The sequence below is a fragment of the Mesobacillus selenatarsenatis SF-1 genome (assembly GCF_000813125.1).
Lineage (GTDB): Bacteria > Bacillota > Bacilli > Bacillales > Cytobacillaceae > Mesobacillus > Mesobacillus selenatarsenatis.
In genome coordinates, this window is sequence record NZ_BASE01000092.1 from 1 (window position 1) to 14,392 (window position 14,392).

At 42.5% G+C, this 14,392-nt stretch carries 10 protein-coding genes; 4 read left to right on the forward strand and 6 right to left on the reverse strand.

The features are described from left to right. Nucleotides 1-184 precede the first annotated feature (184 nt). Nucleotides 185-1,051: an SDR family oxidoreductase gene (locus TY49_RS18485; RefSeq protein WP_041967413.1), complete on the forward strand. Its 867-nt coding sequence runs from the start codon at nt 185-187 to the stop codon at nt 1,049-1,051. A gap of 73 nt (nt 1,052-1,124) precedes the next feature. On the opposite strand, the gene TY49_RS18490 is transcribed toward TY49_RS18485, so the two are convergent. The 5 genes from TY49_RS18490 to TY49_RS18510 all read right to left on the reverse strand — a co-directional run bounded on the left by TY49_RS18490 (nt 1,125) and on the right by TY49_RS18510 (nt 7,766). Further along, nucleotides 1,125-2,168 (reverse strand): LacI family DNA-binding transcriptional regulator, encoded by a 1,044-nt coding sequence (locus TY49_RS18490; RefSeq protein ID WP_041967393.1) that lies wholly within the window; start codon nt 2,166-2,168, stop codon nt 1,125-1,127. 126 nt (nt 2,169-2,294) lie between these two features. Beyond that, entirely contained in the window at nt 2,295-3,827 is a 1,533-nt protein-coding gene (locus tag TY49_RS18495; protein ID WP_041967394.1) for an alpha-amylase family glycosyl hydrolase, read from the reverse strand. A 71-nt stretch (nt 3,828-3,898) separates the two neighbouring features. Beyond that, nucleotides 3,899-4,741 (reverse strand): sugar ABC transporter permease, encoded by an 843-nt coding sequence (locus TY49_RS18500; protein ID WP_041967395.1) that lies wholly within the window; start codon nt 4,739-4,741, stop codon nt 3,899-3,901. 1 nt (nt 4,742) lies between these two features. After that, nucleotides 4,743-6,026, reverse strand: coding sequence for an ABC transporter permease subunit (locus tag TY49_RS18505; protein ID WP_041967396.1), 1,284 nt, complete (start codon nt 6,024-6,026; stop codon nt 4,743-4,745). 462 nt (nt 6,027-6,488) lie between these two features. Then, nucleotides 6,489-7,766 (reverse strand): sugar ABC transporter substrate-binding protein, encoded by a 1,278-nt coding sequence (locus TY49_RS18510; RefSeq protein WP_041967397.1) that lies wholly within the window; start codon nt 7,764-7,766, stop codon nt 6,489-6,491. Between the two features lie 364 nt (nt 7,767-8,130). On the opposite strand from TY49_RS18510, the gene TY49_RS18515 reads away from it, so the two are divergent. Both TY49_RS18515 and TY49_RS18520 read left to right on the forward strand, forming a co-directional pair. After that, nucleotides 8,131-9,891: an alpha-glycosidase gene (locus TY49_RS18515; protein WP_041967398.1), complete on the forward strand. Its 1,761-nt coding sequence runs from the start codon at nt 8,131-8,133 to the stop codon at nt 9,889-9,891. A gap of 308 nt (nt 9,892-10,199) precedes the next feature. Beyond that, nucleotides 10,200-11,543: an MATE family efflux transporter gene (locus TY49_RS18520; RefSeq protein ID WP_041967399.1), complete on the forward strand. Its 1,344-nt coding sequence runs from the start codon at nt 10,200-10,202 to the stop codon at nt 11,541-11,543. Between the two features lie 237 nt (nt 11,544-11,780). Here the strand turns inward: TY49_RS18520 and asnB are convergent, their stop codons facing one another. Beyond that, nucleotides 11,781-13,628, reverse strand: coding sequence for an asparagine synthase (glutamine-hydrolyzing) (gene asnB / locus TY49_RS18525; protein WP_041967400.1), 1,848 nt, complete (start codon nt 13,626-13,628; stop codon nt 11,781-11,783). 191 nt (nt 13,629-13,819) lie between these two features. On the opposite strand from asnB, the gene TY49_RS18530 reads away from it, so the two are divergent. Then, complete coding sequence (locus TY49_RS18530) at nt 13,820-14,380, forward strand: DUF2777 domain-containing protein (RefSeq protein ID WP_041967401.1); 561 nt, start codon at nt 13,820-13,822, stop codon at nt 14,378-14,380. Nucleotides 14,381-14,392: the final 12 nt, after the last annotated feature.

Below are 14,392 nucleotides of genomic sequence, written 5' to 3' on the forward strand. Positions count from 1 at the left end.
CCCCTTTTTCGTTTCCTACCACCTTTTCAGGCAATGCAGGTGTCCTGCTTTACCGTTTTTCAGCAGCTCTCACTGCTGCGGCCAATGTATCTCCATGGCTAAATGAAGGAATTTCCATGTTTTTTCTCTGGGTTTTAAAGGAATTTAATAAATGGTGATTCATATTAAAGGAGTGATTTTTACAATGTCTAACGAAAATAAGAAACAGGGATTTCCGCCTCAGCATCAAGATCATCAGCCTGGCACTGAGCCGGAAATGAACCCTGAACCTAAATCAGTTGACGAAAATTACAAAGGATCCGGAAAACTTTCCGGAAAGGTTGCTTTGATTACAGGTGGCGACAGCGGAATCGGCAAATCGGTTGCCATCTATTATGCGAAAGAAGGCGCAGATGTAGCGATTGTCTATCTAGAGGAAAGCAATGATGCGCAAACGACAAAGGAGCTCGTTGAAGCTGAGGGCAGTAAATGCCTGCTCCTTGCTGGTGATATCGGCAGTGAGCATTTCTGTGAGGAAGTGACGAAGAAAACTCTTGATGAGTTCGGGAAAATTGATATTCTGGTCAATAACGCAGCTGAGCAGCATCCGCAAAAAAGCCTGCTCGATATATCTGCGGACCAGCTGGAGAAGACGTTCCGCACAAATGTATTCTCCATCTTCCATCTTACAAAGGCTGTTCTTCCACACTTAAAGAAAGGCAGCACAATCATTAATACCTCTTCTATAACCGCATATAAAGGTCATGAGAAGCTGCTTGACTACTCATCGACAAAAGGGGCTATTGTTTCGTTTACACGTTCTCTTGCCATGTCCCTTGCGTCACAGGGCATTCGAGTCAACAGTGTCGCTCCTGGTCCAATCTGGACACCGCTCATTCCTTCCACCTTCACTGCTGAAGAAGTAGCGAAATTCGGAACGAACGCTCCGATGGGACGAGCCGGACAGCCTTATGAACTGGCACCAGCATACGTCTATCTTGCTAGCGATGACTCTACTTATGTAAACGGACAGACAATACACGTAAATGGTGGCACGATCGTGAATGGCTAAAACCTAAAACTAAAAAAACTGCACCTCAATTGTAGGACTATCATCAATTGGGGTGCAGTTCATTTTGTTTTGGTTACACTAGTACTTCTTTATAATCCTTAGGATGACCGCAAGAATATCGAGTGACAATTTTGAACGGAACGATGATCCGTTTAATTGGCTCGTTAGGATTCTCTATAATTTGAATCAAACTTTTCGCAGCCTGGTATCCCAGATCGAATATGTTAATATCAACAGATGTTAAAGGCGGTCTTGCCATCTCGGCAATCAGAACATTGTTAAAGCTGACGATGGAAACGTCTTGTGGCACTGCAATTCCCATTTCATCTAGCTTATTCAACACACCTAATGCCATCAAGTCATCGGCAACTACCATTGCGGTAGGAGGCTGATCCAATGAAAGCAATACCTCAACAGCATCCTGGCCGCTTTCGCGGAGGAATTCATCATTGACGATATAATTATCTTCAAGATGGATTCCAGAGTTTCTCAGAGCTTTTTCATAGCCAAGCAGACGTTCAACCGTCACGACTAAATCCAGATTTCCACCAATGAAAGCAATCCGGTCATGACCAAGCTGGATAAGATGCTCGGTCACTTCTTTGCCAGCTTTAAAATTATCATTATCGACATAACTGGTATTTTCATCATCTTTAAAAGGCTTGCCTATTACGACAAACGGAAAGTTTCTTTCCTTCAAATAAGCAATGACCCTGTCTTCCACCTTTGAATATAAAAGAACTACACCATCTACTCTGCCGCCCTGAACCATCGCGACCACACCATCGAAGATTTCATCCTCTGTTTTCCCTGTGGTCATGTGAAGGGCGTATTGCTTTGAATGCGCTCCTTCACTTAATCCTGTCAAGACAGTTGGAAAGAACGGGTTCTGGAAGACGACATCAGTAGAGCTCGGCATTACCAGGCCGATTGCTCGGGTAGATTGGCTAGCTAGGCTTCTGGCGATGAAGTTTGGGTGATACCCAAGCTGGTCCATAACCTCCCTGACTCTCTCTTTCGTTTTTTCGCTGATCCTCGGACTATTGGCGATTACACGCGAGACAGTTGAAGGCGCGACGTTAGCTACCTTCGCAACATCTTTTATTGTGACAGCCATAAAGTTCCCCTCCCTTTTGCCAGAAAAAATCCTTATCTCTATTATAGATGATTTGTCCCGTATTTTTGCTTATTTTTTCAAGTCTCCATTAAACAACAATGGAGGCAGGTTTTGGTCTTGCTCTCATTATTCCTTGCTTCGCTTCCTTCTTTTGAAAAGGAGGAAAATGAAGCCAAAGAACGCTGTGTATACAGCACCCATTGTCGCTAAATAAGGAATATTCAATCCTGTTTTTTCGGCTAGCACATAAATCTCTGCTTTTTCACGTTCCAATGCAAGGTTATACTCTCCATCCTTGCTTCTGACAAGGTCATCTGCAAGCAAGCCTCTCAACTCTTTATCATCTTCCAGCTGATCCGCTGTCAGTGTGACATTCTGGGTATTTGAGGTGTTATTGATTGCAATGACGGAAGTTTCGTTTTCATAGGTTCTCTTGAAAACGGCCATTCCCTTCTTTTCATAAAGGACTTCTAAATCGCCTCTCCTTAAAGAAGGAAGGTCATTGCGCAACTCACCAATTTTCGTGATGTAATCAATTAATTCTTTATCCGCCCTGAAGCTCATCTGCCTGCGGTTATCCGGATCTTCACCGCCATCAAGGGCGATTTCACTTCCATAATAGACAATCGGAATTCCCGGTGCAGTATACATATAAGTCAGCGCCATCTTCCATCTCGTTCCTGGATGATGCCTGTTCTGAACGGCTTTCCTTGTAAACCTGACCATATCATGGTTGTCGATAAAATTACCCATCAACTCAGGGTTTTCGTATATCGCTTTATTTCTTTTCGCTGTTGTTAAAAGCCAGTCCAAAGTTTGATCCGGTTTTTCGAATGCAGTGCGCAGCTGCTCATTCAATGGAAAATCAACAAAACCATCGATGCCTGCTTTATCATATTCAGCAATATAATTTGGATCCTCCGACCAAACCTCGCCAATCAGATAAAAGTCATCCTTGACACTTTTCACTTCTTTTGAAAAATCAGCCCAAAAATCAACAGGTACGTGGCGGACAGTATCCAGCCTGTATCCGTCAATATTTGTTTCTTCAATCCACCATTTAGCTGCATCCAATAAATATTTTCTAGTATCCGGATTCTCCTGAGCTAAATCAGGAAGTCCATACAGCCAGTTATTCTCCAGCTGTTTCTGGTCATTCCAGTCAAAGATATCCTGTTTTTCATGGAACCAGCCTTTCTTGGCTGGATCATTTACCCATTCGTGTTCTGGAGCAACGTGGTTGACAACAAAATCAAGAATGATCTTGATGTCACGATCATGTGCTTCATTTACCAGCTCTTTGAACTTGTCAACGCTTCCAAAATGCTCTTCTGTATTATAGAAGTCCTTGATCCAATACCCATGGTAGCCTTTATCGACATTATCGAATACAGGTGTCAGCCAGATAGCGGTAAATCCCATATCCTTAATATAATCCAGCTGGTCGATCACACCTTGAAAGTCACCACCATGGTAGGCTTTCGGGTCATTTGCATCAACATCGAAATCATTGCTATTGTCACCGTTGTTGAAACGGTCAACCATTAAAAAATAAATTGTTTCATCCTGCCATTTGCGTCCTTCATTTTCAACTGCGCCTGCCGGGAGGGCGTTAAAAAGAAGAAACGGTATCAAGATGAAGATGAGAGTTTTTTTCATCTCCGGTCCTCCTCATAATTTAAGCAAAGGCCAAAAATGGCCTTTGCTTAAAATGTTTCTGCCCTAATAGATTATCCTTTTGTTCCTCCTGCCGTCAAACCAGAAACAAAGTATTTTTGGAATGACAGGAAAAGGATTGCAATCGGAACAGCGATTAGTACGGCACCGGCAGCAAATGTTGTAAATTCTGCACCGAACTGTTTGGCTACCATATCATATAGTCCAACAGCAAGTGTGTACTTTTCTTCTGTTCTTAAAAGAATTCTTGCAAGGATGAAATCCCCGAATGGAGCGATAAACGCGAACAGCGCTACAACTGCAATAATTGGTGTCGCAAGCGGCATGACGATCTGGAAGAAGATCCTCAGGTGGCCGGCTCCGTCCATCTTAGCTGATTCATCAAGTTCTTTCGGGATTGTATCAAGGTACCCTTTCATTAACCATGTATTCATCGGGATTGCTCCCCCAACATATACAAGGATCAAGCCTAGATGAGTGTCAAGAAGGCCAGTCAATAAAGCTAGGATGAATATCGCGATCAGCGCTGCAAAGTTTGGAATCATTTGCAGGATCAGGAATGTCATCAAGCTGTTTTTACGTCCGATAAAACGGTAGCGTGAAAATGAATACGCCGTCAGGCTGACAAGGATGACTGTAAATACCATTGTCAGCACACTTACCTTCAGTGAATTCCAGTACCAGTACAAATACGGGCTTTGGTTAGTGTCGAATAGCTCCTTGTAATGCGCAAGCGTCGCATTTTTCGGAATGATGCTTGATCCAGACAAACTCTGTCCAGGATTGAAGGATGAACCGACAATCCAAAGCAGTGGATAAAAAATGACCGCAAACATAGCTAAAATCACAATATACGTTAATGTCAGTCTGATATATTTCTGTCGTTTGATACTCATATTACATCATATCCTCTTCTTGGAATGATTTCGTTCTCTTGAATTGCCATAAAGCTACTCCGATAACGATCAATGAAAGAAGCATTGTAATGGCTGCAGCTTTTGAATATTGCGCAGATGTCATCGTAAGACTGTAAATCCACGAAATCAGGATATCTGTTCCTCCGGCATTCGCACCTGAAACTGCTGGTCCGCCGCCATTGAAGAGATAAATAATATTAAAGTTATTGAAGTTGAATGTGTACTGCGTGATCAGGATTGGCGCTGTAGCAAAAAGCACAAGCGGCAATGTAATGTTCTTGAATTTCTGAAGGTTGGTCGCGCCGTCCACAGTTGCTGCTTCGTACAATTCTTCCGGAATGGATTGAAGCACACCGGTAACCATTGCGAAAATGAACGGGAATCCAAGCCATGTTTGAATCATGATCAATGCGACTTTTGTATACATTGCTTCCGTCATCCATGGAATCGGATCGATTCCAAAGAAACCAAGGATATCACGGTTGATTGCACCAAATGACTCATTGAACATACCAGCGAAAACCAGGATTGATACGAATGCAGGTACTGCCCAAGGAAGAATGAAGACAGTACGAATGATTGCCTTGCCTTTAACATCCTTCTGGTTTACAAGGATCGCAAGGAACATTCCCAATGCGACCTGAAATGTTGTAGCCACGAATGTCCAAATGATTGTCCATGATAGAACGGAGAAGAAAGTTTGTCTCCATGATTCTAACTGGAACAAATCAAAGAAGTTTTTCAGTCCTACCCAGTCAACCAGCTTAGCAGGCGGTGAGTGGTAGAGATCATAGTTTGTGAATGCGAGCAAGACTACGAAAATGATTGGGAAAACAACTACGAAAATAAGAAGAAGGAATCCCGGTGACATGATCAGGTATGGGAATCCATTATCAATCAGGTTATTATATTGCTCCTTAACACTGCTAAGACGCTCTCCCATGTCTCTTTTCAAGCCGGTTTTATATGCATCATTTAAGTTGAATAGATAGAAACCGATTCCAAAGAGTAGGACAATCAGTGCCAGAATCCCTTCAACCATCAAGAAGATGGAATGGTCACGAGGTGTCTGCTCCCCAAGTGTAAACAGTCCCCACAAACCCATGTTGAGCAGGTCTGCGAATACACCGAAGAATGCACCGGTTAAAATAAGAAATGCGATTCCTTTTAGATATTGTTTGTTGTATAGCTGTCCTAGCCCTGGAATAATCGAAAGGGCTGTTGCTATTCTGCGGTGGTTGGTTTGATAGGATTTCTTCTCCATCCTATATTCCCCTTTCTCTTTCTATGTTTTTTTAAGGCTCCTAATCGTTTAACCAGCTTCCCTCACTTACTTGGGCCATTCCACACCTATCATCTCTATGCTAAGAGGATTTGAAAAAGAATGGATGGAGTAATATAGAAAGCTATGATCCTTGAGAAGAGACCTTGGTAAAAGCATCAGATGCTTTATGAGAACGAATACATTGTTTTCCGAACTGGAAACTAACCCAGTGCAACAGTATTTATTGTATGAGTTTTTTCTGTTTTCACTCTCATGAAGCACCTGATAGGTATAACTCTATTTTAGCGCAACCGTTTGCTCAATGAAAGACTTTTTTACTGCAGTTTTCGTAAACTTTGTGACTTTCCACATACCGTCTACGAAAAAAAACAGAAACTGGAATTTCATAGTGGAAAATATAACAGTACCTCCCAAGGGAGGTACTGTTATACCTTGTTGCTATTATTTTGAGTGGTTTTGCTGGATGTTTTGTTCGATTTGCTTTACAGCAGAATCAAGTGCTTCCTGTGGCTTAGCTTTGCCAGTTACAACTGTTTGCAATGCACTTGCCATTGGAGACCAAACTTCGCCCATTTCCGGGATGTTCGGCATTGGAACTGCATCTTGAGTCTGAAGTGCAACAGCTTTAGCGCCTTCGTTTTCAGCAAGAGCTGGATCGTCAACCAATGCTACGTTTGTTGGTACTTCAGCAGTTTGTTCGAAACGGTATTTAGCGTTTTCGTCATTTGTGATGTACTCAAGGAACTTAACAGCCCAATCTTGGTTCTTAGAGTAAGAAGAAACGTGCCATCCTTTAACACCCATGAAAGTCTTCATTGGAGTGCCATCAGCGAATTTAGGGAATGGAGCTACACCGAAATCGATGCCAGCATCTTTCATTCCGCCGAATGCCCATGGTCCATTCATAACAGAAGCAACTTTACCTTCGTTGAATAGTCCATCCATTGCAGATCCGCCGTTTTCGCCGATGATTCCGTTAGGGAATAACTTTTCAGTATACCAATTTTGGATGTACTGAGTACCTTCAACAGCACCTTCGTTGTTCAATCCAAGATCTTGTGGATTAAGAGCGCCGTCTTTTTCGCCGAATACATATCCGCCGTTACCAGCGATTGGAGCGTGTGCAAAGTAGAAGTTATCCCAAAGAGCAAGGAATCCGTACTTGCCATCTTTAGTGTTAGCTTTAGCGAATTCGTATAAATCTTCCATTGTAGCAGGAACTTCAGACATAAGAGCTTTGTTGTAGATGAATACTGGAGTTTCAGCAGACTTTGGAAGTCCGTATAATTTTCCATCGAAAGATTGTGCACCAATTGAAGACTCAGAGAAAGTGCTCTTCACATCGTCGCTTACATTAAGTTCAGCAATGTGTCCCTGAACTGCAAGCTCACCAATTTGGTCGTGTGGAAGAGTGATGATGTCTGGGCCAGTTCCCGCAGGACCGTCAAGACGTAATTGTTCTTTCATTTTTGTAGCCATTTCTACTTCTTTGAACTCGATTTTAACACCGTGTTCTTTTTCGAAGTCTGCTGCTACTTTTTCTAGCCAGCCAGACTTATCTTTGTCTTCCCAAACTACTAGCTTCTCTGGTTTAGAAGCGTCTTCTGTTTTCTCGCCGTTGTCTTTTGAACCTGTGTTTTCTTCTTCTTTAGGTCCACAAGCTGCAAGTGCGCCGATCATTAAGACCAGCATCATGAAAATCGACAGTGCCTTTTTCATGTGTATACCCCTCCTAAAAATGTGTTGTAACTATTTATTGCGCAGAACGTTAACTATTTGTGCAAACGTTTGTAATTCCGTCCGCAAGTCTATGAAAACGATTGCACAACCTACCTCTTATTATAAAGACTTAAATTCTTTTGACAACTAGTTTTTTTAAAAAATTTTTTAAGTCATGTGAAATCGTTAAAGTTTTGTGAATCAACTTATTATTGATTGACATTTCAAAATGAGTGTTCTAACCTTGTTTTAATCTTGATATAAAGTAGTTCTTTCCGTTAAAATTTTACCAGGTAGATCAATGACAAATTCTACTCTATGTTTTAAGATCATCACCTTATATTAAGAAAGGAATGGTTTCCACTTGTTAAAAGAAGCGATTTACCACCGTCCTAAAGACAATTATGCATACGCTTGCACAAATGAAGAACTACATATTCGCATTCGCACTAAAAAAGATGATATGAAAGAAGTTTCCCTTTTAAATGGCGATCCATATGACTGGCAAGATGGAAAATGGAATACAAATACAGTTCCAATGATCAAAAGCGGATCTGATCAGTTATTCGATTATTGGTTTGTCTCTATTAAGCCTCCTTTCCGCAGGATGCGTTACGGATTTATTTTAAATGATGGCAACGAAACAGCTTGTTTGACTGAAAAAGGTTTTTACGATGAACCACCTTTAGATGATACAGGCTATTATTATGCATTCCCTTACCTTAACAATATCGATGTGTTCCGTGCTCCATCATGGGTGAAAGATACAGTTTGGTATCAGATTTTCCCTGAGCGCTTTGGCAATGGAGATCCTTCAAATGATCCAGAAGGTGCTTTGCCGTGGGACAGCGCACCACCTGAAAGAGACAACTTTTTCGGCGGCGACCTCCAGGGAGTAATCAACAATATTGATCATCTTGCCCAGCTTGGCATCACCGGCCTTTATTTTACGCCTATTTTCAAAGCCTATTCAAACCATAAATACGATACGATTGACTATATGGAAATCGATCCGCAATTCGGGGATAAAGATACGCTGAAGAAGCTGGTACAGGTTTGCCACGAGCATGGCATCAGGGTAATGCTCGATGCTGTCTTCAATCATAGTGGGTTCTACTTCCCTCAGTTCCAGGATGTACTGGAAAAGGGTGCAGAATCTCCTTATAAGGACTGGTTCCACACCAATGAATTCCCGCTTGTAATGGAACCAAGGCCGAATTATGATACCTTCGCATTTGAAAAATCAATGCCGAAGCTGGATACGGAAAATCCTGAGGTCATTGAGTATCTGCTTGAAGTTGGCCGCTACTGGGTCCGCGAGTTTGATATCGACGGCTGGAGACTTGATGTCGCCAATGAAGTCGACCATTCTTTCTGGAGAAAATTCCGTACTGAAGTGAAAGCAATCAAGCCTGATCTCTATATACTCGGTGAAATCTGGCACGATTCAATGCCATGGCTGCGTGGCGACCAGTTCGACGCTGTCATGAACTATCCTTTTACGACAAACATCCTAAACCTGTTTGCGCGTGGAACCATTTCAGTAAAAGAATTCATCGAGAACATGACGACAGTCAATCATATGTATCCGAAAAACGTCAACGAGGCTGCCTTCAACTTGATCGGCAGCCATGACACACCAAGAATCTTGACCGAGTGCGGAGGCAACGAAGATAAATTAAAACAAATCTTCACAGTATTGCTCTCATACATCGGTACACCATGTATCTATTATGGCGATGAAATCGGTATGAGCGGTCCACAAGATCCGGGATGCCGTGAATGTATGAAGTGGAATGAAGAAGATCAGAACCAGGATATGTTCGAACACGTCCAAAAGATGATTCAGCTTCGCAAAGAATATCCGCTTCTGGCAAATGAAGGTGAATTACACTTCATCCCATCTAACTACCATGAAAGCTGCTTTGCTTATACGAAGTCCAACGGTGAAACAACCATTATGGTAGTTGTGAACATGAGCGACGAAGAAGCAAGCTATCCTCTGCCATTTAACTTAAAAGGCAGGAAAATCGCCAATATCTATACTGGCGAAGAATACGCAGCTGAGAGTGATGATCTCACAGCCAAGATTGCTGCAAATGGATTTGCATTGTTCCAGTTCTAAATAAGAGAATCCCTTTCCTGTCTGAGAGAAAGGGGTTTTCTCTTTTTAGGTGTATTTACTTTTAATACTTTTAGTGTTTATTTTCTACTTTCCCGGAATTAATGGTGTTTTTCGCGGGATTAAGAGGTGTTTTCGCGGAATTAACCCAGGGTTTCGCGGAATTAAGAGGTGTTTTCGGAGAATTCCTCTTAATAATCGCGGAATTGGTTAATTTCCCATAAATATTTTTTCGGAAAACGAAGGTTTTTCACTTCAAATCTCTCCTTTTGTCTGTATAATAAAAGGATTACAACTTGGAGATGTAAAACATGAAGAATAAAACTGCTAAACTTTCACTTTTTGCCATTACATGGCCTCTTTTTATTGAAATTCTGCTTTATATGCTGATGGGAAATGCGGATACGCTGATGCTTTCCCAGTATTCGGATAATTCCGTGGCTGCAGTCGGGGTATCAAACCAGATTCTTTCCATGGTCATCGTTATGTTCGGCTTCATCGCGACTGGCACTGCAATTCTGGTTGCGCAGAACCTTGGCGCAAAAATGGATGACGATGCCCGTGAAGTTTCAGCGGTTTCAATCGGCGCAAATCTAGTATTCGGATTGATTCTGAGTGCGGCTGTTTTTATTTTCAGCGAGCAATTGCTAAGATTAATGGATCTGCCGCCTGAGCTGTTTGAGGAAGCCAACTCCTATCTGAAAATTGTCGGCGGATTTTCATTCATCCAATCGCTGATCATGACAGTCAGCAGCATTATCCGCAGCTATGGCTTTACCCGTGATATCATGTATGTCACGATCGGGATGAATGTGCTGAATGTCATCGGCAACTATTTGTTCATCTTCGGGCCATTCGGCTTCCCTGTCCTGGGTGTAGAAGGTGTGGCGATTTCCACCACTGTCAGCCGGATCCTCGGATTGTTGGCTGCCATTTATGTCATGACCAAGCGAGTCCCTGGATCATTGCCAGTATCGATGCTTTTTAGTTTTCCAAAAAAACATTTGAAAAACCTGCTTAATATCGGGATTCCTTCTGCCGGTGAGCATTTGAGCTACAATGGGTCGCAGATGGTAATCACGTATTTTATTGCTACCCTTGGAACCCAGGCATTGACGGCAAAAGTTTATACACAAAACGTCATGATGTTCATCTTCCTATTCAGTATCGCCATCAGCCAAGGCACACAGATCCTGATTGGCCACATGGTTGGCGCAAAAGAAATTGAGAATGCATATAAGCGCGCACTGAAAAGCTTGAAGCTGGCGATTATCATTTCGATCGCTACTGCTGCGCTTGTCTCCTTCTTTTCCAAAGACCTGCTGGGAATCTTCACGGATAATATGAGCATCATCGAACTCGGCACCACATTGATTTTGCTTACAATCATCCTTGAGCCCGGCAGATCTTTCAACCTGGTACTTATTAGTTCACTCCGGGCAGCCGGAGATGTGAAGTTCCCTGTTTATATGGGAATCCTCTCAATGTGGGGAGTCAGCGTTACCTTGTCTTACTTCCTGGGAATACATCTAGGTATGGGGCTGGTTGGGATATGGATCGCCTTCATTGCGGACGAGTGGCTGCGCGGACTGCTTATGCTGTGGCGCTGGAAATCCAGAGTGTGGGTGAAAAAGTCGTTTGTTCCAGCAAAATAGGTAAAAATACGCTGATTTAATACCAAAAAGTGTTCGAGTAGAAACCAAACGTTCTTGCTTATAGAAAATAGGATGAATAGGACAATAGTTTTCCGGGTTTTAAATCGAAATCCAAATTTTTATAGCGAAAATTTTTCTTTTATAGCGAAAATCGAATTATTATAGCGAACTGGAAATTTTAAAGGTTTTTTTCCAGTTCAGCATAGAAAAAGCAAGCCCTATCACGGGCTTGCTTTTTTAGTCTGATATATTAATATTGTAATCCCTGAACCAGATATGGATTTGAGCTAATTGTGCCAGCAGCTGCGGACCTGTCATCAGTTGGCCGAACCATGGCACTTTGAAGGATGCTCCCTCTGACTCAATCATTTTCTGGAGTGTGGCCCTGTCGAAGAATTCATGCAGTGCGCTGTTCGAATCACCCATGAAATCTGACAGCATCCCCTGTACTGCCTGGGTATAGGCCGGATGGTGAGTCTTCGGATATGGACTCTTTTTCCGGTACAAAACTTCATCAGGCAATGTGCCCTCCAATGCTTTGCGCAGGATTCCTTTTTCCCTGTTGCCGTGCATTTTCATTTCCCAAGGGATGTTCCAGACATATTCCACAAGCCTGTGGTCGGCAAATGGAACCCTCACTTCAAGGCTTGCACCCATGCTCATCCGGTCCTTCCGATCTAGAAGTGTTGTCATGAACCAGATGATATTCAGATAGAATAATTGTCTCCGCTGAGCCTCTACTCGATTTTCCCCATCCAGTATCGGCACCTCTGCAATCGTATCGTTGAATTTTTCCATCATATAATCTTCAAGACTCAATTTTTTCCGCCAGTGGTCCCTCAACATGTTTTGCCGCTCATTAATCGACCGCATCCACGGAAACCCTGGTCTATTCAGGTCTTCCTCTCTGTGGAACCATGGATAGCCGCCAAAAATCTCATCAGCACATTCACCTGAAAGTCCTACGGTGAAATCCTGTTTGATTTCCCGGCAGAACCAGAGAAGTGATGAATCGATGTCTGCCATTCCTGGCAGGTCCCGGACATGGACAGCTTCTGTTAAATAACCTGCCAGATCTTGCTGGGAGATGATGCTGTTATGATGAACTGTACCAAATGTTTCCGTCATTTTATTGATCCAGAAGGCGTCAGCATTTGGCTGAAATTCATTTTCCTTGAAATACTTTTCATTGCCTTCGTAATCGATCGAGTAAGTATGCAGGCTGCCCTTACCCTCTGCCTTATAATGATTCGCAGCAATAGCGGTGATTGCGCTTGAATCCAGTCCGCCTGAGAGGAATGTGCATAGCGGCACATCTGAAACTAGCTGTCTTGTAACAGCATCCGTAAACAATCCCCGCACTTTTTCAGCTGTCTCATCAAGAGTATCAGTGTGTTTTTCGCTTTTAACGTTCCAATATCTCCAGATTTTCAGCCCATTTTTTGAAAAAGTCAGACCGTGACCCGGCCGAAGCTCCTTCATGTTCTTAAAGATACCTGCCCCTGGAGAACGGGATGGTCCAAGCCCAAACACCTCACAAAGTCCTTCCCTGTCTACCTCAGCCTTCACTTCCGGATGTGCTAGCAGCGCCTTTTGTTCAGAAGCAAACATAAGTCCAGATGCTGTTTCAAGAAAAAACAGCGGCTTCACACCAAGTCTGTCGCGGCCAATGAACAATTGTTCTTGCTGGTGATCCCAAACAGCAAATGCAAAGATCCCGTTTAAATGCTCCAGGCAGTTTTCCTTCCATTCCATGAAAGAAGTAAGCAAAACCTCTGTATCAGAATGACCGTTAAAAGAATATCCTTTTAATATCAGTGCTTTTCTGAGGTCTTCCGTATTATAAAGTTCTCCGTTATAACAAATGGTATACCGGTTATCTCCTTGTGTTCTGGTCATTGGCTGTTTGCCGCCCTCAGGATCGACAACGACCAGCCTTTTATGACCCAGCGCAGCATGCCCTGAAGCCCATACATTGGTATCGTCGGGACCTCTTTTGCTTAAAGTTTCCGCCATTTTTGCCATGGTCTCCCGTTCATGATCCAAATTTTTACGATAGTCTACCCAGCCAGTTATTCCACACATTTTTTGATCATTCCTTTCAGCGGAACTTTTTTAATGTCAATAAGCACTTTCAGAACTAGACAATTGCTTAAGCATTACTCATCTTATGCACAAACATCCCAACTGGTTAATTGCCTATCTTTTAAAACATGTTATAAATTCGCCAAAATCTGTCTACAAAGAAGGTGAGCGATAATTAACGGAGGATCCAAATGAATCGACAACAACGAAGCAATCTAATTGAATTCCAGCCCCGTGCATTCAACGCCGGGACAGTAGAATATATTAATTCACAATGGGTTTTCTTTGATGAAGAAACAGAAGAGGCCGCACTTGTCGATGAATTCATCCATCAAGAGGTTGAAGTGCAGCGAAACAATAAATGGTGCAAAGGTTTTTTGCTGGATAACGGCTGCATCCAAACCGGCAGTGAAAAAATCACTTTACAGGACCAGGAAATGATCAGGATCAGGAAACAATTGATCTATTCATTCGAGCGTCTGCTTGATGAGCTGAATGATGAAGCTTTTGTCCAATTTATCAATACATTGAATTCGCTCAACTTTTCGATTTATGATTGCATTTATTGTTATAACCACCTGACCTTCCTTGATCATGAAAAGGGAGTTTCAGGAGTCAATTTTTTAATTCTTGATAATGAAGAATTCATCTGCAGTGTACAACATCACTTTGACTACTTTGAAACACAAAATGACAGGTTCGAATTGACCTTGAACAACGGGAAACGGACCGTTATTGAGAGAATTTCTTGAAGAAAAGTGTAA

What these genes read in the sequence shown, in the direction of transcription:
- TY49_RS18485 (WP_041967413.1), top strand. Translation starts at nt 185, where the DNA reads ATGTCTAACGAAAATAAGAAACAGGGATTTCCGCCTCAGCATCAAGAT.
- asnB (WP_041967400.1), bottom strand. Translation starts at nt 13,628, where the DNA reads ATGTGTGGAATAACTGGCTGGGTAGACTATCGTAAAAATTTGGATCAT.
- TY49_RS18520 (WP_041967399.1), top strand. Translation starts at nt 10,200, where the DNA reads ATGAAGAATAAAACTGCTAAACTTTCACTTTTTGCCATTACATGGCCT.
- TY49_RS18530 (WP_041967401.1), top strand. Translation starts at nt 13,820, where the DNA reads ATGAATCGACAACAACGAAGCAATCTAATTGAATTCCAGCCCCGTGCA.
- TY49_RS18490 (WP_041967393.1), bottom strand. Translation starts at nt 2,168, where the DNA reads ATGGCTGTCACAATAAAAGATGTTGCGAAGGTAGCTAACGTCGCGCCT.
- TY49_RS18505 (WP_041967396.1), bottom strand. Translation starts at nt 6,026, where the DNA reads ATGGAGAAGAAATCCTATCAAACCAACCACCGCAGAATAGCAACAGCC.
- TY49_RS18495 (WP_041967394.1), bottom strand. Translation starts at nt 3,827, where the DNA reads ATGAAAAAAACTCTCATCTTCATCTTGATACCGTTTCTTCTTTTTAAC.
- TY49_RS18500 (WP_041967395.1), bottom strand. Translation starts at nt 4,741, where the DNA reads ATGAGTATCAAACGACAGAAATATATCAGACTGACATTAACGTATATT.
- TY49_RS18510 (WP_041967397.1), bottom strand. Translation starts at nt 7,766, where the DNA reads ATGAAAAAGGCACTGTCGATTTTCATGATGCTGGTCTTAATGATCGGC.